Origin of the sequence: Flavobacterium flevense (assembly GCF_900142775.1) — a bacterium.
GTDB classification, from domain to species: domain Bacteria; phylum Bacteroidota; class Bacteroidia; order Flavobacteriales; family Flavobacteriaceae; genus Flavobacterium; species Flavobacterium flevense.
In genome coordinates, this window is the sequence record NZ_FRCC01000005.1 from 290,104 (window position 1) to 310,130 (window position 20,027).

Annotated in this window: 13 protein-coding genes and 1 tRNA gene; 8 read left to right on the plus strand and 6 right to left on the minus strand. The window is 35.4% G+C overall.

All coding sequences use genetic code 11. The features are described from left to right. Positions 1-266 precede the first annotated feature (266 nt). Together BUB89_RS10780 and aroQ are read left to right on the plus strand one after the other, a co-directional pair. Entirely contained in the window at positions 267-818 is a 552-nt protein-coding gene (locus BUB89_RS10780; RefSeq protein WP_073244903.1) for a porin family protein, read from the plus strand. A gap of 81 nt (positions 819-899) precedes the next feature. Further along, positions 900-1,313 (plus strand): type II 3-dehydroquinate dehydratase, encoded by a 414-nt coding sequence (aroQ, locus tag BUB89_RS10785; RefSeq protein WP_073244904.1) that lies wholly within the window; start codon positions 900-902, stop codon positions 1,311-1,313. A 292-nt stretch (positions 1,314-1,605) separates the two neighbouring features. Here aroQ and BUB89_RS10790 read toward each other — a convergent pair whose 3' ends face one another. The 4 genes from BUB89_RS10790 to BUB89_RS10805 all read right to left on the minus strand — a co-directional run bounded on the left by BUB89_RS10790 (position 1,606) and on the right by BUB89_RS10805 (position 4,978). Further along, complete coding sequence (locus BUB89_RS10790; RefSeq protein WP_073244906.1) at positions 1,606-2,478, minus strand: cation diffusion facilitator family transporter; 873 nt, start codon at positions 2,476-2,478, stop codon at positions 1,606-1,608. Positions 2,479-2,486: 8 nt separating this feature from the next. Further along, on the minus strand, positions 2,487-3,803 hold the full coding sequence (murA, locus tag BUB89_RS10795; protein ID WP_073244908.1) for a UDP-N-acetylglucosamine 1-carboxyvinyltransferase: 1,317 nt from the start codon (positions 3,801-3,803) through the stop codon (positions 2,487-2,489). Between the two features lie 94 nt (positions 3,804-3,897). Next, complete coding sequence (locus tag BUB89_RS10800) at positions 3,898-4,635, minus strand: DUF4290 domain-containing protein (protein WP_073244910.1); 738 nt, start codon at positions 4,633-4,635, stop codon at positions 3,898-3,900. Between the two features lie 58 nt (positions 4,636-4,693). Continuing rightward, on the minus strand, positions 4,694-4,978 hold the full coding sequence (locus BUB89_RS10805) for a DUF493 family protein (RefSeq protein ID WP_073244912.1): 285 nt from the start codon (positions 4,976-4,978) through the stop codon (positions 4,694-4,696). Positions 4,979-5,197: 219 nt separating this feature from the next. Here BUB89_RS10805 and BUB89_RS10810 point away from each other — a divergent pair, with 219 nt between their 5' ends. From BUB89_RS10810 to BUB89_RS10825, 4 genes are all read left to right on the plus strand, one after another. Beyond that, the gene (locus tag BUB89_RS10810; RefSeq protein WP_073244914.1) at positions 5,198-7,090 is read left to right on the plus strand and encodes a RecQ family ATP-dependent DNA helicase; all 1,893 of its coding nucleotides are present in this window, start codon (positions 5,198-5,200) and stop codon (positions 7,088-7,090) included. Continuing rightward, positions 7,090-8,037, plus strand: coding sequence for a methionyl-tRNA formyltransferase (gene fmt, locus BUB89_RS10815; protein WP_073244916.1), 948 nt, complete (start codon positions 7,090-7,092; stop codon positions 8,035-8,037). Before BUB89_RS10810 ends, fmt begins: the two co-directional genes overlap by 1 nt. Positions 8,038-8,215: 178 nt before the next feature. Continuing rightward, the gene (locus tag BUB89_RS10820; protein WP_071183513.1) at positions 8,216-8,488 is read left to right on the plus strand and encodes an HU family DNA-binding protein; all 273 of its coding nucleotides are present in this window, start codon (positions 8,216-8,218) and stop codon (positions 8,486-8,488) included. Positions 8,489-8,611: 123 nt separating this feature from the next. After that, complete coding sequence (locus tag BUB89_RS10825) at positions 8,612-9,172, plus strand: YqgE/AlgH family protein (RefSeq protein WP_073244955.1); 561 nt, start codon at positions 8,612-8,614, stop codon at positions 9,170-9,172. On the opposite strand, the gene BUB89_RS10830 is transcribed toward BUB89_RS10825, so the two are convergent. Both BUB89_RS10830 and BUB89_RS10835 read right to left on the minus strand, forming a co-directional pair. Further along, positions 9,169-10,008: an aminotransferase class IV gene (locus tag BUB89_RS10830; RefSeq protein WP_073244918.1), complete on the minus strand. Its 840-nt coding sequence runs from the start codon at positions 10,006-10,008 to the stop codon at positions 9,169-9,171. The two genes, BUB89_RS10825 and BUB89_RS10830, sit on opposite strands and share 4 nt — an antisense overlap. A gap of 55 nt (positions 10,009-10,063) precedes the next feature. Then, positions 10,064-10,456, minus strand: a complete 393-nt coding sequence (locus tag BUB89_RS10835) for an START-like domain-containing protein (RefSeq protein ID WP_073244920.1) — start codon at positions 10,454-10,456, stop codon at positions 10,064-10,066. A gap of 155 nt (positions 10,457-10,611) precedes the next feature. Here BUB89_RS10835 and BUB89_RS10840 point away from each other — a divergent pair. Continuing rightward, a tRNA-Met gene (locus BUB89_RS10840) sits at positions 10,612-10,685 on the plus strand. Between the two features lie 318 nt (positions 10,686-11,003). Continuing rightward, a partial coding sequence (locus BUB89_RS10845) for an MBG domain-containing protein (RefSeq protein ID WP_159434575.1) occupies positions 11,004-20,027 on the plus strand: 9,024 nt, incomplete at its 3' end.

The following is a 20,027-nucleotide window of genomic DNA, read 5'->3' on the forward strand; positions in this document are numbered from 1 at the left end:
AATAATTTACTAAATCAAAAATAAAAACAAAAAAATATTATCTGAACAAACAACTGAATTACAACAACTTAAAAATCAATTCATCACTAAAAATAGTGATTTTTACAAAGCTAAATAACTCACTATAATTAACAATCTAATTCTTTCTTTAGTGTTTAATAAAAATAAAAAAATGAAACATTAATTAAGAATTATATAATAACGAAATAATTATAGAGTTATATATTGCGTACTCAAATCGATTATTAATATAAATTGAACATTTTATGAAAAAACCCATCTTAGTTGCACTTATGCTTTTTAGCATGGCAACAGTATTACAAGCTCAATCTATCCGTTTTGGTATTAAAGGAGGAGCCAATTTTGCCAATCAATATGGAGATGATTTTCCCGATGTTAACAAAGAAGGAATCACAAGTTATCATGCCGGTCTGGTTTCTGAAATTAAATTAATTGAAAACTTTGCTATTCAGCCAGAGCTTTTATATTCTACACAGGGAGCAACTTATAAAAACGCTGTAGAGGAATTTAAGAATGAGTTAGGCTACCTTTCTATTCCTGTTTTGGCTAAAATTTATTTAAGCAAAAGCTTAAGTTTAGAAGTGGGGCCACAAGCTTCCTTCTTATTAAGCGAAAGAAACGACTTTGATGTAGAAGATGCAAAAACTTTTGAATTTGCTGCTGTGGGTGGTTTAGGATTAAATGTCACTAAAAACTTGTTCATTCAAGCTCGCTATGGTCTTGGTTTAACTGAAGTTTCTAAAGATGCTGATATTAAAAATTCAACATTCCAACTATCTGCCGGAATTATGTTCTAAAAAAAAATTAGAAAATACAATAAAAACCGTCTCGTTATTTTTTTAACGAAACGGTTTTTTTATTTTTACAAAAAGATAAAAATGAAAATTAGCATTATAAACGGACCTAATCTCAACTTATTAGGAAAACGCGAACCAGAAATCTACGGAAGTTTAACTTTTGAAGAGTATTTTGAAGACATCAAAAAGAAATTCCCATCGATTGAATTTACTTATTATCAAAGCAATATTGAAGGAGAACTAATCGACAAAATACAGGAATATGGTTTTTCCTATGATGGAATTATCCTGAATGCCGGAGCCTATACTCATACTTCGGTGGGGATTGGGGATGCTGTTAAAGGAATTACCACTCCGGTTGTGGAAGTACATATTTCGAATACCTTTTCAAGAGAAAGTTTCAGACATCAGTCTTATATTTCCGGAAATGCTAAAGGAGTTGTATTAGGTTTTGGTTTAAAAAGCTACGATTTAGCAATACAATCCTTTCTATAATATTTGATTATACTACTGTCCGCATAGCGGACTAAAAAAAATAGGCCACAGATAACACTGATTGAACAGATAAAAACGGATTTTTCATAGCTTTTTATAATTATAATCTGCGATAATCCGTTAAAATCCGTTTCATCTGTGTGCCATCCTCTATAATTAGTATAAGAAACGGACAGTCATATTAGATTAATGCGACATTTATTTTAGCCACGAATTATACAAATTAGCAAATAAAAAAAACGAGTCAAATAATAAAATTGACTCGTTTTTTTATATAGTTTTCTGGAATTAATTATTCATCATCAGGTTCTATATGAATCAGAACATGACCCAGTTCAGGAATTTCTTTTCGTAACGTATCTTTTAACTTATGTGCCAACTGATGTCCCTGCTTTACTGAAATTTCAGCATTTACAATGGCATGCAAATCTACATGATACTTCATACCTGATTTACGTATAAAACATTTCTCTGTATCAATTATTCCTTCTACACGGATTGCTACGGTTCTAATATGCTCGATTAAATCATCATAAAGATGTTCGTCCATGATTTCGCTTAAAGCGGGTCTGAATATCAAATAGCTATTATAAAGAATAAAGCAGGAGGCAAAAAGAGCCGCCCAGTCATCAGCCGATTCATAGCCTTTTCCAAGAACCAGAGCAATTGTAATCCCAATAAAAGCTGCAACCGAAGTAATTGCATCACTCCTGTGGTGCCAGGCATCCGCTTTTAAAGCAGAACTATTGGTCTCTATACTTCGTTTCATTACCAATTGAAAAGAATATTCTTTCCAGATAATTATGGCTCCTAAAATTATTAATGTCCATGATTGAGGCAGGTCATGAGGTGTTTGTATATTACGAATACTTTCATAAGCAATAATTGTTGCCGAAGTAATCAAAAAACCAACTACCAGAAAAGTAATTAAAGGTTCGGCACGACCGTGTCCGTAAGGATGATTATCATCGGCAGGTCTGTTGGAATATTTGATGCCAAATAAAACTAAGAGAGAAGCAAAAATATCAGTTGTAGATTCAATTGCGTCAGCAATTAAGGCATACGAATTGCCAAAAAAACCTGCTAAACCTTTAATAATGGCTAAGCAGGTATTTCCTATAATGCTAAAGTAAGTGGCTCTTATGGCTTGTTGTTCTTTACTCATTTAGTGTATTATTCAACACGAACAATTTTAGCTCCAATCGCTCTCAGTCGTTCATCAATACGCTCGTATCCTCGGTCAATTTGTTCAATATTTTGTATCGTACTGGTTCCTTTTGCAGAAAGCGCAGCAATCAATAAAGAAATTCCTGCACGAATATCAGGAGAAGACATTGTTGTTGCTTTAAGAGTTGATTTAAAATCATGTCCTATTACCACCGCTCTGTGCGGATCACACAACATGATTTTTGCTCCCATATCGATTAGTTTGTCTACGAAAAATAAACGGCTTTCAAACATTTTCTGATGAATCAACACATCTCCTTTTGCCTGAGTGGCTACCACTAAAACAATACTTAATAAATCCGGTGTAAATCCAGGCCAAGGTGCATCGGCAATAGTTAAAATAGAACCATCAATATCGGTTTTTACCTCATATCCGTTTTCGTGTGTAGGGATATAAATATCATCTCCACGACGTTCTAAGGTAATCCCTAATTTTCTGAATGTATTAGGAATCAGTCCTAAATTATCCCAGCTCACATTTTTTATAGTAAGCTCACTTCTGGTCATTGCAGCAAGACCAATCCAGGAACCTATTTCAATCATATCCGGAAGAATGCGATGCTCACAACCTCCTAAAGTTGCTACTCCTTCAATGGTTAATAAATTAGAACCTACACCTGTAATCTTAGCTCCCATAGAGTTTAACATTTTACAAAGCTGTTGCAAATAAGGTTCACACGCAGCATTATAAACGGTCGTCGTTCCTTTTGCTAAAACAGCAGCCATAACAATGTTAGCCGTTCCGGTTACCGAAGCTTCATCCAGAAGCATATCAGTTCCTTTTAAACCGCCTTCCGGAGATTCTACACCATAAAAATGGTCTTCTCTGTTGTATCTGAATTTTGCTCCAAGGTTAATAAAACCTTCAAAATGTGTATCTAATCTTCTTCTGCCTATTTTATCTCCTCCCGGTTTTGGAATATATCCTTTTCCAAAACGAGCCAAAAGCGGACCAACAATCATGATAGAACCTCTTAAAGCACCACCTTCTTTTTTGAAAGCTTCGGTTTCCAGGTATCCTACATTTACTTCATCTGCCTGAAATGTAAAAGATCCCGGAGCTATTTTTTCAATTTTAACACCCAGATTTCCTAAAAGTGTAATGAGTTTATTTATATCAATAATATCGGGAATATTGTTGATTGTAACTTTTTCAGCAGTTAAAAGTACAGCACATAAAATCTGTAAAGCTTCATTTTTAGCGCCTTGCGGAGTAATTTCTCCTTTTAAACGGATTCCTCCTTCAATTTTAAAAATTCCCATATTCTTTTTTTAAGGTTCTGAGTCACTGAGATTCTAAGGTTCTAAGTTTTATTAAATTATAATTCCAACTTAGCAACTTAGCTGCTTAATAACTTTATTGATTTTTTTGATTGTTTTTAGTATTGTTATTTTTAGAAAACTGTTTCACCTTAGTTCCTTTCATGTTTTTATTACTTTGGATTTTAGGCTGTCCCGGAGCAGAAATCTTGTTGGACATTCTTTTATTGGTACGCAATAAATCACTTGTATTAATCAGCTCTTCTGAACTTTGTAATAAATTTAGTTTTCCGCCTGATAGCTCATACAAATGTTCAAAAATCACATCATCCTTCACGGTATCCTTATTCCAGCTTAAATAGGATTTTTTCATATGATTAGCGATTACTTTGACTAACGCGCTTTTCATCTCTCCTTCTTCCCATTTGTTAGCAACATCAATCATGTATTTGATATTGTTTCCGTAATAGCGGTATTTAGGGAAATTTTGTGGATAATTAAGAACATCTGGTCTTAACTGTAACACTTCACGAGATGGAATAGGATATGGTGAATCTACATCTAATTTAAAATCAGACATGATAAAAAGCTGATCCCATAATTTATGCTGAAAATCAGGCACATCACGCAAATGGGGATTTAAGGTTCCCATAACCTGAATGATATATTTTGCAGCTTTATTTCTTGTTTCGGCATCTTCTATTTCAGTTGCCTGATCTATTAGTTTTTGTAAATGACGTCCGTATTCAGGAATAATCAAATGCGATCTTTCGGCATTATATTCTAAATGATGAACTACATCATTCGCATTTTCTTTTATATATTTCTGATTCATATTTGTTTTTTTGGAAGCTTTAACAAAAACACTTTGTCTGAATTGCTTTTTTTTAAAATTATAACGAAATAATTCCTTCGATAGTAGAGACTTCGATATACTTATCTATAATTGCCTGAGGATTTTCCATTTGAACATCAACAGAAACACTTGTAAATTTACCGGTTTTAGACTGCGTTGTTTTTATAACCGCACCCAAACCATCGAAAGCAAGTTCTACCTGTTTTATTTTCTCATTATCAGTAGGAACAATAAATTTAAACAAATATATAGCCGGCCAGGTATTGCTTTTTTCTAATTCGCCTTTTAATCTATCAAAAAATTCTTCGGTTTTCTTATCCATTTTGTCTTTAAAAATAAAAGCAAATATACGGTTTCAATTCTAAAATAAGAATTATGGAATATGAAATTTAGCAAAATCATATTTTGATTCGCTACATTTTTCAAAATCTAAATTAGTTTGAGTAAGTTTGTTGTAAAAACAGGTTTTTTTTCGAATTTAAAATTCATTTCATAAAATCATTCGTTTTACGATAAACCGAATTAACTTTTCCTCAATTGCATGTCTGAAGCTTTACAAATTCTAAAAAAATACTGGAATCACGATCATTTCAGAGAACCGCAGGAAGAGATTATCAAAGCTGTTTTAAGCGGTCAGGATACCTTTGCACTCATGCCCACCGGTGGCGGAAAATCAGTATGTTTCCAAATTCCGGCGCTAATGCAAAAAGGAATCTGCTTAGTAATTTCTCCGCTTGTTGCTTTAATGAAAGATCAGGTTGCCAACTTACAAAAACGCAATATCAAAGCGATTGCACTTACCGGCGGCATAAAATCAGACGAATTAATTGATTTATTGGACAATTGTCAGTTTGGGAATTATAAATTTCTTTATTTATCACCCGAACGCTTACAATCAGAGTGGATTTTAGACCGGATAAAAACCCTTCCCATCAACCTCATTGCCATTGATGAAGCGCATTGTGTGTCGCAATGGGGACATGATTTTCGTCCTGCTTATCTAAAAATTTCCAATTTAAAAACACATTTCCCTAAAGTTCCTTTTCTGGCATTGACAGCCACAGCAACACCCAGAGTAAAAGAAGATATTATTACAGAACTGGGGTTACAACATCCGCAATGTTTCGAAAAATCTTTCGAAAGAAAAAATATTGCTTACATGGTTTTTGAAATTGAGGACAAACTATTTAGAATACAGCAAATTTTAAGCAAAAATCCGCAGCCTTCCATAATATATGTACGCAACAGAAAAGCTTGTTTAGATACCGCAGCCCAACTGAATTCTCTGGGATTTAAAGCCACTTACTATCATGGCGGGCTTTCGACCAAAGAAAAAGAGAAAAACATGAAACTTTGGATGGAAGAAGAAGTTCAGGTTATGATCGCCACAAATGCTTTTGGGATGGGAATTGATAAAGCCAATGTAAAAACGGTAATCCATATTCAACTGCCTGAAAACATGGAGAATTATTATCAGGAAGCGGGTCGTGCCGGAAGAAATGAAGAAAAAGCCTTCGCTGTTTTACTAACAAGTCCTTCGGATATTGCTCAGGCCGAGAATCAGTTTATTTATGTTTTGCCTGATAAAAAATTCCTGTTGGAGGTTTTTATCAAAATCTGTAATTATTTTCAAATTGCATACGGAGAAGGCATCAACGAGCAATATTCTTTTAATTTAAATCAGTTTTGTGTACGCTATAAGTTTCCGGTTTTAAAAACCTATAATGCCATTCAGTTTTTAGACCGACAAGGAATTATTAGTTTGTCACAAGAATTTTCAGAAAAAATAAGCCTGCAATTTATCATTCCTTCAAAGGAAGTGATTCGATACACCAGCCTGAATCCTAATGACGAAGAAATTATTCTGGCTATTTTAAGAAGTTATCCCGGAATTTATGATATCCAGACTAATTTTAATCTGTCGCTAATTGCCCGAAAGTCAAAACATTCTGAAATAGAAGTACAAACCGTTTTAGAAAAACTAAAAGAAAAAGGAATTGTAGAGTATCATTCTAAAAATAATGACACCACATTAGTTTTTAATGAAATTCGCGAAGACGAAAGAACTATTAACCGGGTAGCCAAATATCTCAAACATCAAAACCAACTTAAAAAAGAACAACTGGAGTCGGTTTTAAATTATATAAAGGAAGATAGTATTTGCAAAAGCAAACAAATCTTAGCCTACTTTGGAGAAGAAAAAAGTACTAATTGCGGAATTTGCTCTTATTGTATTAGTCAAAAAGCAAAAAAAGGAACTAAAATTTCGCTGTCAGAGCAAATTATCGCATTATTAAAAACAGCCGATTTAAGTTCGAGAGAAATTCAAATTAAGCTCAATAATCCTTCTAACGATGTTATCTTTGCACTTCAGGAATTATTAGAAAACAAACATATTCTAATCCTGACCAATAATAAATACAGCATAAAATAATGGAAAAATTACGAATCGTTTTCATGGGAACTCCTGACTTTGCAGTGGGAATCCTGGATACTATATTAAAAAATAATTACGAAATAGCAGGAGTTATAACTGCCGCCGACAAGCCTGCCGGTCGCGGACAAAAAATAAAATATTCAGCTGTAAAAGAATATGCTTTAGCTAATAATTTAAATTTACTACAGCCCACTAACTTAAAAGACGAATCTTTTCTGGCAGAATTAAAAGCCCTTAATGCTAATTTACAAATTGTGGTTGCCTTTAGAATGTTGCCCAAAGTAGTTTGGGAAATGCCGGCTTTAGGCACTTTTAACCTTCACGCCTCTCTCCTGCCCAATTATCGTGGTGCTGCACCCATAAACTGGGCCATTATCAACGGAGAAACTAAAACAGGAGTTACTACTTTTTTCATTGATGATAAAATAGATACCGGCGCCATGATTTTAAGTGCCGAAACAGAAATTGATTCGAATGAAAATGCTGGTCAACTTCATGACCGTTTAATGAACCTGGGCAGCAATACCGTAATTGAAACTTTGGACTTAATAGAAAAAGGACAAGTTAATACCACTATCCAAACTGAAAGTGCTGATATTAAAACAGCTTACAAACTCAACAAAGAGAATTGTAAAATAGACTGGACAAAACCGGGCTTAGAAATCCATAACCTGATAAGAGGTTTGAGTCCTTACCCAGCATCCTGGTGTATTTTTTCAGATAAAAATCAGGAATGGAATGTCAAAATATACGAATCCCGATTGATTGAAGAAAACCACAATTACCCTGAGGGAACAATAATTAGTTCTAAAAAAGAATTAAAAGTTGCGGCAAAAGATGGTTTTATTCAATTGCTAAGTCTGCAATTTCCGGGTAAAAAGAGAATGACAACAGCCGAATTACTCAACGGAGTCAGTTTTTCTGAAGAAGCAAAAGCATCTTAAGCCAACAAAATAGGCAATAAATCGTAAAAACAATTCAAAAACCACAAGGTTATGAACAAAAAAAATAAGTTATCAACAAAATACCGTAAAATCCTTAAAAACACTTGCGAGGTCTGTATTTACTGCTAAATTTGTGTATAACAATTTTATTTTTAACCAACAATTAATAACTTTTATTATGAACAAATCAGAATTAATCGATGCTATCGCTGCTGACGCAGGAATTACTAAAGCTGCTGCAAAATTAGCTTTAGAATCATTTTTAGGAAATGTAGGTGGTACTTTGAAAAAAGGTGGAAAAGTATCTTTAGTAGGTTTCGGATCTTGGTCAGTTTCTCCAAGAGCTGCTAGAGACGGAAGAAATCCTCAAACTGGTAAAACAATTCAAATCGCAGCTAAAAACGTTGTAAAATTTAAAGCTGGAGCTGAATTAGAAGGAGCTGTAAACTAAGAATTAGTTTCAAATCTTATCCATATAAAAAACCCTCATTTGAGGGTTTTTTTATGCTTTTTAACGAATATGTTTGGTGTTTTTTATTTTTTTTTCTTAAATTTAATAAAAACTAGAACAATCATGATTTCAGAAACATTAATAAAAGGACAATTGCTTATTGCTGAACCTTCTATAATTGGAGATTTGTCATTCAATAGATCTGTGATTTTATTGGCTGATCATGACAAAGACGGATCAGTAGGTTTTATAATCAATAAACCATTGAAATATACTATAAACGATTTAATCCCTGATATTGATTCTCGTTTAAAAATTTACAATGGTGGCCCGGTAGAACAAGATAATCTTTATTTTATACATAATGTACCCGATTTAATTCCCAATAGCATCGAAATTTCTAACGGGATTTACTGGGGCGGTGATTTTGAATCGACTAAAGAGCTTATCAATAACGGAAAAATAAATAAAAATAATATTCGTTTTTTCCTGGGTTATACGGGATGGTCAGAAAGCCAGCTACAATCAGAGATGGAAGCTAATTCATGGATCATTACCTCTAATAATTATAAAAATAAAATTATTGGTAAATCGTCAACCCATTTCTGGAAAGAACAGATTATGGAATTAGGAGGAGATTATCTTATTTGGTCAAATGCTCCTGAAAACCCCTATTTGAATTAAGCAACAGTAATGATTTCATTTAATTTTGAAATCAGCTGCTTTGAAACATTTACTTTAAAATTCTTTTTTCTATATTTTGTTATAGGCTGAATCCCTTTTATCACATTGGTAACAAATAATTCATCGGCTTTTTGAAGTTCAAATGGAGAAATAGCTTCTTCAACCACTTCAATTCCTTCTATCGTTTTAGCTAATTTTAAAATCTGTTTTCGCATCACACCATTAAGACATCCTTCAGCAACCGGAGGTGTAATCAGTTTATGACCTATCAGCATAAAAACATTTCCCTGAATAGCTTCCACCACATTTTTACTGTCGTTTAATAACAAACAATTGTCCAAATCATTTTCACTGGCAAAAATGCTTGCAGCAACATTCAGAATACGATTAGTTGTTTTGATAGAAGACAACAATTGCCTGGTTATATAAAAATCTTTAAATAAATCTACTTCATACTCTTTTTCATCAAAAGAATAAGAAACAGCATCTAAAGCTGTTGCGTGAATTAGAAAACTAACGGTATTATCAGTAGGCAAATAATAGCCACCATCATTCCTGAAAACGGTAATTCGCGCTCTTGCCGAACGAGATATAGCTAATTGATTGGTCAGAGAAATCAATTGTTCCTCAAAGTATTCCATGGTAAAATTCATTGGAATTTCCATTCTCACCACTCTCATGGAAGCCATTAATCTAAAATAATGATCTTCTAAATACAGTACTTTGGCATTTACAATTTTAACTGTTTCAAAAACCGCATCTCCATATAAAAATCCTCGATTTTGTGTTAGTACATTTGAATCTTGTGTTGCTAAAGTTCCATTAAAATTAATCATAAAAAAAGCCCTGAATTTTGTTCAGGGCAAATATAAGTGATAAAATAGAATTTAACTACACAGAACCTAACAGATGTTTCAAATCAGAAATTTGGTTTTCCCATAGTTGGGAAGCTTCTTCAAGTTCTTCTTCTTCAGCAAAATCAACCACCATTAAAGACACATCCTTAGTTAATTCATCAACCAGAATATGTAATTCAAAGAAATAGTCTGTATCTTTTCCTGCTGCATCTACCCATTTGAACTTTACTTTTTCTCCTGATTTTTTAGAAGCTAATCTTGCTTTTTCTTCCGAATCATTCCAGATAAAAGTAAAAAATTCTCCTCTGGAGTTTACATCATCAGCAAACCATTCAGACAAACCGGAAGGAGTAGAAATATATTGATATAATAATTGCGGCGAAGAATTTATAGGAAACTCAATTTCGTAACGTACTTTAACATCCATAGAGGCAGATTTATTTTTTTTTCGAATATATAGAATATAATGTCTAAAAAAAAACGTTTTTAAAAATATTTTTTTTCTTCATTTTATACTTGCACCTTTTAATTTTATTTCTATCTTTGCACCCGCAATCAGGAACAGTATTATCCTGAACATTTGGCGAGGTAGCTCAGTTGGTTAGAGCGCAGGATTCATAACCCTGAGGTCACGGGTTCAACTCCCGTCTTCGCTACAAGCAAAAAAGTCCGTTTTAAATAAAACGGGCTTTTTTTTATATCTTTTTAATTTTATTTAACAAGTTAAAAGATACAAAACAAACTCTTCAATAATTTTACAAAGTCAACAAGACCAAGGAATTAAATTCCACAAAACTTCTGAATTTATAAAATAAATATTGTTATTTATTTATAAATAAACCTGCAATGTAATTTTAACAAAACATTAAAAAAAGTCGATGAAATGCAAAAAAAACGGATTAAAAGATGTTTTTTTGGTTTTATTTGTAATATATTTGACTACAAATTTATTACAAATAAAACCCCGTCTGCTTATGAAAAACTTTACTTTTATGTTAATGTGGTTGCTTTGCGTTTTTTCGACAAACACTAATGCACAAATTAATCCTATTATGGATTCAGCCATTGATTTTTATGGTAATAATCCAACTGCTACTACTCTTTTTATTGGAAACGATGACGTTAATGGTTCCGGTTTCATGCAAGGATTCATGAAGTTTGTGATTCCTGCGGAAATTTCAGGAACCGTGGAAAATGCAAAACTTAGACTCTACATCGATTTTATCCATCAATTCCCCACTGGTTTAGATCCAGCCTATATAAAAGCTTTTGGTTCAAATGATGATTCTTGGATAGAATCTACTAGTACAGTACCCTCAAAAGACGTGACTTTGGGTCAAGTAAATGTAACTGGGAGCGGTTGGATCGAAATTGATGTAAAATCATTTGTGCAATCTGAAATAAATGGCGACAAGGTAGTTTCGCTGGTTTTGAATGGAAAAAGTGATGTTAATGAATCTTATGTGGCTGTTTATTCTCGAGAAAATGCTACAAACAAACCAGAATTGGTAATTACAATGGGTTCGGGAAGTTCATTAGCGTCCGTAACTACAGCTACGCCGTCAGGTATAACTGCCACTGAAGCCACTTTCAGCGGAAACGTAACCGCAGACGGCGGAGCAACAGTAACTGAACGAGGATTTGTTTATGGAGCTGCTGCCAATCCAACAACGGCAAATACCAAAGTACAGGATGACGGAACAGGAACTGGAGCTTTCACGGAAAACATCACAGGACTAACTGCCGGAACGACTTATTATGTAAGAACCTATGCCATCAACAGTGCGGGAACAAGTTATGGAAATGAGGTAAGTTTTACGACACTCACAGGCCAATTTATCACGGCAGCAGATATTCCAGCCAGCAATGAGGGACCGTTTACAAAAACCTTAAGTGGAGCAACATTTAATTTCTCTCCCGCCGCAACCAACAATTACATTGATATTCAAGAAAATTATGGCTTTTTAGGCTTGTATGCATTGGATGGAAATATTTTCGAAGGTAGCGGCACCACGCTTACCATTGACGCTCCGGGCTATTCCTTTGATATGGGTGCATTCAAATACCATGTTTCACCTACAGACCCAGTAGATATAACCATTACACTAACTTTTATCAATGGTTCTACTGATTCTAAAACCTACAGCCTCACAGGAATTGAATCGTACAAAGAATTTAATTCTTATCTAACCAGTGCCAATGATGTGGTTTCTTTCAAACTCGTAGGAAATGCTTTTATTACCTATAATGATTTTGAGATTACTGATATCAAACCACTGCCCGTAAATACTACTACAACTCTTATCGACTTTGAACCTGCATCAGGTACCTATACCGGATGGGATACCAAAACTTTGACAATTGATCAAAATGGGGTTACTGCTGATTTTTCAATTAATGTGGTAACAGGAAATGTTTCTAAATCCACAGATCAGGGTTGGGCACAAAATGGCACAGAAGGAGTCTATTTCGGTACACCAGAAAAAGAAACAGAAATTACTTTAAGTATAGCGTCCGGAAATATTTTTGATTTGAATAAACTTCAATTTTCAAATCAGGGACCAACTGGAGGAGCTTCTTCAAATTTTACTTTTGCTACCAATAAAGGTAGTATCGTAGTAGCTATTCCACTGGATGAATCAGGTAACCTGACACCGATTGATCTGGCAGCACATGCTAATGCGTCTTATTTTAAAGGAGTAAGTTCAGTTACAATTACTGCACCTGTAAATGGAGCATTTTTTGAATTGGACGATATTGAAGTAGAAAATTTAGAAACAGCTACTTTATCAGCTCCAACGGTAACCACTTCTGCAGCCACTGCCATCACAGCTACAGGAGCTACTTTCAGTGGAGAAGTAACCGCAGACGGAGGAGCAACAGTTTCTGAGCGTGGTTTTGTATATGCAACAACAACTAACCCAACAACGGCAAATACCAAAGTACAGGATGACGGAACAGGAACTGGAACTTTCTCAGAAGCCATTACTGGACTAACTGCTGGAACGACTTATTATGTGCGTGCCTACGCTATTAACAGTGTAGGAACAAGCTATGGAAATGAGGTGAGTTTTACAACTTCATCAGCTGTAAACCCTTCATCAAATAATGCGCTTCATTTTGACAGCGATGCGACTATTACTAATCTATCTGGTATTTCCCCAACAAGTTTTACCATAGAATTCTGGCTAAAATCTCAGTATCAGTCTCCTATTGATAATAGCAAGCGATATCAGGGAATTTATTGGCAGAATTCCGGATTTGAAACCGGAGTATACATGGATAATTATGACGTCGGTACTGATTATGGTACACAAACCCTTGCTATCACTCCTTCTGCATCCAATGCAACCACCTTTTCGGCTTGGGCTAACGGTGTAGATGATGGCGATATTTCTCCTACTCAACAAGCTACATGGAGGCATTATGCCATCACATCCAACGGCACATCTATTAGCTTTTACTACGATGGTGTTTTAATAAGAACTCAGGTATACGACGGGGCAGTTTTACCAACCAGCAATCTAACAATAGGAGGAACTTACGGAATAAATGGCTTTACATTGGACGAACTCCGTATCTGGAATTTTGCTAAAACCCAAGTACAAATTCAAGCACAGAAAGATACAGAAGTATCTCCTTCTTCCTCTGGTTTAGTACGTTATTACAATTTTAATCAGGGAACAGCAAATGGGAATAACACAGCAGTAACCAGCTTACCAGAGTTAACTGGAAACGGGACAACGGCTACCTTAAGCAATTTTACCCTAAATGGTTCTACATCTAACTGGGTTGGTGGACCACAGATAACTCCAATAGAGCCAGTTTCAAATACAGCCCCAACCGTAACCACTTCTGCAGCCACTGCTATCACAGCTACAGGAGCTACTTTCAGTGGAGAAGTAACCGCAGACGGAGGAGCAACAGTTTCTGAGCGTGGTTTTGTATATGCAACAACAACTAACCCAACAACGGCAAATACCAAAGTACAGGATGACGCAACAGGAACTGGAACTTTCTCAGAAGCCATTACTGGACTAACTGCTGGAACGACTTATTATGTGCGTGCCTACGCTATTAACAGTGTGGGTACGAGTTATGGAAGCCAGGTGAGTTTTGAGACGAATGCTCCCACCATACCTCTTACAATAAATGTGAACAATGGATTAACCTTAAATCAAGGAACAACTCAATTTATCGGTTCAGGTGACCTAAATATTTCTTATGACGAAACATTTGTAGCCTCTGATATTACATTTACTATTACTTCAGCAGTGTCACACGGTGTTTTGTTTATAGATTCAAACCAAAATTTCCTAGTTGATGCTGGAGAGGTAGAACTGATTGAAAATTCCACTTTCACCGCAGAAGAAATTGACGGTGAACGATTCAGTTATAAGAATACTATTGCGAATCAGAGCGCAGATAGCTTTGTATTTAAGGTAAGTGATCCCAATGGAGGGGAGCTGAACAACCAGACGTTTAGTATTACCATTAATTTACCTGAAGTACCCACGGTGACCACCACAACTGCCTCAGGTATCACCGCAACAGGAGCTACTTTTAGTGGAGAAGTAACCGCAGACGGAGGAGCTTCAGTAACTGAACGAGGATTTGTGTATGGAACTGCTGCCAATCCTACTACTGCCAATACCAAAGTACAAGACGGAACTGGAACAGGAACTTTCACAGAAAATATTACAGGACTAACTGCTGAAACAACTTATTATGTAAGAGCCTATGCGATAAATAGTGCTGGTACGAGTTATGGCAGTCAAGTGAGTTTTACTACATCAACTCCAGATTTAACATTATCCTCTACCGCAACAGATAATACAATATCTTCAGGTACTTCAGTAACCTTTACAGCAACACCATCCGGCACTTCTGCTACAAAATACCTGTGGAAGAAAAATGGAATGGTGATTCCAGGAGCAACCAATGCTACTTATACTACTTCAGATTTGGTAAATGGAGATATTATAGGAGTAGAATTGTCAGCTGATACGGGAAGCATCGTAAACTCAAATTTGGTTTTACATTTGAATGCTGGAGATCAGTCTAGTTATTCTGGTTCCGGAACAACTTGGACAGATATTAGCACCAATAACAATAACGTAACGTTGCCTCCTACTTTAGCGACTTCTTATTCTTCTATTACAGGAGCTGGTAGTTTTAACTTTCAGGGAAACAGTAATACGACAATTCAAAGCAGTGCTGTAAACAATTGGAATATTACATCTAACAATGCACTATCAGTAGAGACTTGGGTAAAACGGACAAATAGCGGTCATCAATTTTGGTTCTCAACGCCTAATCTTCATTATCGTTTAGGTGTTGACCCTTCTGGAAATTTATTTTGGGATATGGGACATTATGCAGATAGAAATTCGGGTATATTGGTTTCTGAAAGTGTTTGGCATCATATCGTTTATACTGCAGGAATTGAATCGGGAAATATTACCACCAGAGTTTATTTAGATGGTGCAGAAGTTGCAACCCAAAATGAAGGTATCAGTACGCTTTCTTCTATTACGAATTATTTAATAGGAGACGGGCAAACAGCGGGTCAACATCCATTGAAAGGAGATATGGGATTAATAAGAGTTTACAATAAAACTTTATCGTCCTCAGAGGTTACTCAAAACTATAATGCAGAGATTGATCGATTTACTACAGCAGTATTAAGTTCAAATTCATTAATGATGACTGTAAATGCTATTCCAGCAGTGGTAACTACAACAACTGTTTCAGACATCACAGCAACCGGAGCTACTTTCAGCAGTAATGTAACAGCCGATGGTGGAGCTTCAGTAACCGAGCGTGGCTTTGTGTATGGAACTGCTGCCAATCCTACTACTTCCAATACCAAAGTACAAGACGGAACTGGAACTGGTACTTTCTCAGAAACTATTAACGGACTAACTGCTGGAACGACTTATTATGTAAGAACCTATGCCATTAACAGCGTGGGTACGAGTTATGGAAATGAGGTGAGTTTTACAACTAGTGGGGAAGCAGTAAACGACGCTCCTTTAATTAGTGGACTTCCAACTACTTTAACATTTACGGAAGACCAGCAGGAAGCCGAATTGAACCTTACTGGCATCTCTTTCTCTGATACAGATGCAGGCTCAAATGAGATAACAGTAACACTAAATGCATCATCTGGAATATTTAATCTTGCTGCTGGAACAGGAGTTACACTAAGCGGACAATTAACTGCTAATCCCAACTTTACTGGTACTTTAAGTGACCTTAATACTTATTTTAATATTCCTTCTAATATTTGGTATGTACCTACAGCCAATGCCAACGGTACTAATGCAGCAACTATAACTCTTACAGTTAATGATAATGGTAACACAGGAACTGGCGGAGCGAAAAGCACTGAAGGTACTATCAATATCAATATCACTGCGGTAAACGATGCGCCAAGCGCAACGGCATTAGCCATTAACGGTACGCCAAACGTGGGACAAATCTTAACAGGCATTTACACCTATAATGATGTAGAAAACGATACAGAAAGCGGAAGTACTTTTAAATGGTACCGTTCTGATGACAATGCAGGGCTTAACAAAGCAGCTATCGCAAATGCAACATCGAACAGTTACACTTTAGTTACGGCAGATGGAGGTAAATACATTAGCTTTGAAGTAACACCAAGAGATGGGACTGATTTTGGTTCAGCAGTTGAGAGCACTAGACATTTAGTTAAAATTCCAATCACAGTAACTGCAGACGCTTCACAAACAAAAGTATATGGAACTGCTAATCCGGTTTATACTTATACAGTTTCGCCTGCTTTAGTTAGTGGAGATACTTTTACAGGAGCTCTGACAAGAGATGCTGGTGAAAATATTGGGAATTATGCCATCACACAAGGTACTTTAAGTGCAGGTTCTAACTATACCATTAATTATGTAAGTAAAGATTTTGCTATTACAGCAAAACCTATAACAGTAACTGTAGACGCTGCACAAACTAAAGTGTACGGAGAAAACGATCCAACTTTAACTTACACTGTTACTCCTAGTTTAGTAAATAGTGATGTATTCACTGGAACTTTAACAAGAGATGCTGGAGAAAACATTGGAAATTATGCTATTACACAAGGTACTTTAAGTGCAGGTACAAACTACAACATTACTTATGTTGCTAAAGATTTCACTATCACAGCCAAACCAATTACAGTAATTGCTGATGCATCACAAACTAAAGTGTACGGAGAAAACGATCCAACTTTAACTTACACTGTTACTCCTAGTTTAGTAAATAGTGATGTATTCACTGGAACGCTAACTAGAGATGCTGGAGAAAATATTGGAAATTATGCTATCACACAAGGTACTTTAAGTGCAGGTTCTAACTATACCATCAGTTATGTAAGTAAAGATTTCACTATCACAGCCAAACCAATTACAGTAATTGCTGATGCATCACAAACTAAAGTGTACGGAGAAAACGATCCAACTTTAACTTACACTGTTACTCCTAGTTTAGTAAATAGTGATGTATTCACTGGAACGCTAACTAGAGATGCTGGAGAAAATATTGGAAATTATGCTATCACACAAGGTACTTTAAGTGCAGGTTCTAACTATACCATCAGTTATGTAAGTAAAGATTTTGCTATTACAGCCAAACCTATAACAGTAACTGCTGATGAGGCACAAACTAAAGTCTACGGAGAAAACGATCCAACTTTAACTTACACTGTTACTCCTAGTTTAGTAAATAGTGATGTATTCACTGGAACGCTAACAAGAACTGCTGGAGAAAACATTGGAAATTATACCATCACACAAGGTACTTTAAGTGCTGGTTCTAACTATACCATTAGTTATGTTACTAAAAATTTTGCCATCACTGCAAAACCAATTACAGTAACTGCAGACGCTTTACAAACCAAAGTATATGGAACTGCAAATCCGGTTTATACTTATTCTGTTTCGCCTGCTTTAATTAGCGGAGATACTTTTACAGGAGCATTGACAAGAACTGCTGGAGAGAATATTGGAAATTATGCGATCACACAAGGTACTTTGAGTGCAGGTTCTAACTATACCATTAGTTATGTAAGTAAAGATTTTGCTGTTACAGCCAAACCAATTACAGTAACTGCTGATGCTTCTCAAACCAAAGTATATGGAACTGCTAATCCGGTTTATACTTATTCTGTTTCGCCTGCTTTAATTAGCGGAGATACTTTTACAGGAGCATTGACAAGAACTGCTGGAGAGAATATTGGAAATTATGCGATCACACAAGGTACTTTGAGTGCAGGTTCTAACTATACCATTAGTTATGTAAGTAAAGATTTTGCTGTTACAGCCAAACCAATTACAGTAACTGCTGATGCTTCTCAAACCAAAGTATATGGAACTGCTAATCCGGTTTATACTTATACAGTTTCGCCTGCTTTAGTTAGTGGAGATACTTTTACAGGAGCATTGACAAGAACTGCTGGAGAGAATATTGGAAATTATGCCATCACACAAGGTACTTTAAGTGCAGGTTCTAACTATACCATTAGTTATGTAAGTAAAGATTTTGCTGTTACAGCCAAACCTATTACAGTAACTGCCGATGCTTTACAAACAAAAGTTTACGGAGAAAACGATCCAACTTTAACTTACACTGTTACTCCTAGTTTAGTAAATAGTGATGTATTCACTGGAACGCTAACAAGAACTGCTGGAGAAAACATTGGAAATTATACCATCACACAAGGTACTTTAAGTGCAGGTTCTAACTATACTATTAGTTATGTAAGTAAAGATTTTGCCATCACTGCAAAACCAATTACGGTAACTGCTGATGCGGCACAAACAAAAGTGTACGGAGAAAACGATCCAACTTTAACTTACACTGTTACTCCTAGTTTAGTAAATAGTGATGTATTCACTGGAACGCTAACAAGAACTGCTGGTGAAAATATTGGAAATTATGCTATTACACAAGGTACTTTAAGTGCAGGTTCTAACTATACTATTAGTTATGTAAGTAAGGATTTTACTATTACAGCTAAACCAATTACAGTAACTGCTGATGCTTCTCAAACCAAAGTATATGGAACTGCTAATCCGGTTTATACTTATTCTGTTTCGCCTGCTTTAATTAGCGGAGATACTTTTACAGGAGCATTGACAAGAACTGCTGGAGAGAATATTGGAAATTATGCCATCACACAAGGTACTTTAAGTGCAGGTTCTAACTATACCATTAGTTATGCAAGTACAGATTTTGCTATTACAGCCAAACCAATTACAGTAACTGCTGATGCTTCTCAAACCAAAGTATATGGAACTGCAAATCCGGTTTATACTTATACAGTTTCTCCTGCTTTAGTTAGCGGAGATACTTTTACAGGAGCTTTGACAAGAGATGCTGGTGAAAATGTGGGATCTTATGCCATCACACAAGGTACTTTAAGTGCAGGTATAAATTATATTATAACTTATACTGGGGCTAATTTTAGTATTACTAAAGCAGATCAAATAATTACCTGGAATCAAAGTTTAGGATTAGGTTGTGATGGGGAAACCAGTCTGGTTTTGACAGCGGTTTCTAATAGTGGATTAGCTGTAAATTACACCTCTTCAAACACTAATGTTGCAACTATTTCAAATGACGTGGTAAACTTCGAGAATTATGGTTCTGCAACAATAACAGCTTCACAAGAAGGTACTATTAATTACAATGCAGCTCCGGAGGTCGTTTTACCAGTAGTAAATAGCCAACCAAACTTGATTAGAAAACAATTTGAAGATGTTATTTTCTTTGATAACAGTTCTAAGAATTTTATGTCTTACAGCTGGTACAAGGATGGTGTTTTAGTTCCTGGTCAAACTTCTCAATACTTTAAAGAAAATGGTGCTTTGAATGGAACTTATTATACAATAGCAACAAAATTAGACGGAACATTGATTACAACTTGTCCGCTAACTTTGTCTCCAACAGTTGAAGAAGAGTATATAAAAATTGCTCCAAAC

Excerpts from the sequence above, each read along its gene's own strand:
- aroQ (WP_073244904.1), top strand. The coding sequence starts at position 900 with ATGAAAATTAGCATTATAAACGGACCTAATCTCAACTTATTAGGAAAA.
- BUB89_RS10825 (WP_073244955.1), top strand. The coding sequence starts at position 8,612 with ATGATTTCAGAAACATTAATAAAAGGACAATTGCTTATTGCTGAACCT.
- BUB89_RS10805 (WP_073244912.1), bottom strand. The coding sequence starts at position 4,978 with ATGGATAAGAAAACCGAAGAATTTTTTGATAGATTAAAAGGCGAATTA.
- BUB89_RS10780 (WP_073244903.1), top strand. The coding sequence starts at position 267 with ATGAAAAAACCCATCTTAGTTGCACTTATGCTTTTTAGCATGGCAACA.
- murA (WP_073244908.1), bottom strand. The coding sequence starts at position 3,803 with ATGGGAATTTTTAAAATTGAAGGAGGAATCCGTTTAAAAGGAGAAATT.
- BUB89_RS10790 (WP_073244906.1), bottom strand. The coding sequence starts at position 2,478 with ATGAGTAAAGAACAACAAGCCATAAGAGCCACTTACTTTAGCATTATA.
- fmt (WP_073244916.1), top strand. The coding sequence starts at position 7,090 with ATGGAAAAATTACGAATCGTTTTCATGGGAACTCCTGACTTTGCAGTG.
- BUB89_RS10820 (WP_071183513.1), top strand. The coding sequence starts at position 8,216 with ATGAACAAATCAGAATTAATCGATGCTATCGCTGCTGACGCAGGAATT.
- BUB89_RS10800 (WP_073244910.1), bottom strand. The coding sequence starts at position 4,635 with ATGAATCAGAAATATATAAAAGAAAATGCGAATGATGTAGTTCATCAT.
- BUB89_RS10830 (WP_073244918.1), bottom strand. The coding sequence starts at position 10,008 with ATGATTAATTTTAATGGAACTTTAGCAACACAAGATTCAAATGTACTA.
- BUB89_RS10835 (WP_073244920.1), bottom strand. The coding sequence starts at position 10,456 with ATGGATGTTAAAGTACGTTACGAAATTGAGTTTCCTATAAATTCTTCG.
- BUB89_RS10810 (WP_073244914.1), top strand. The coding sequence starts at position 5,198 with ATGTCTGAAGCTTTACAAATTCTAAAAAAATACTGGAATCACGATCAT.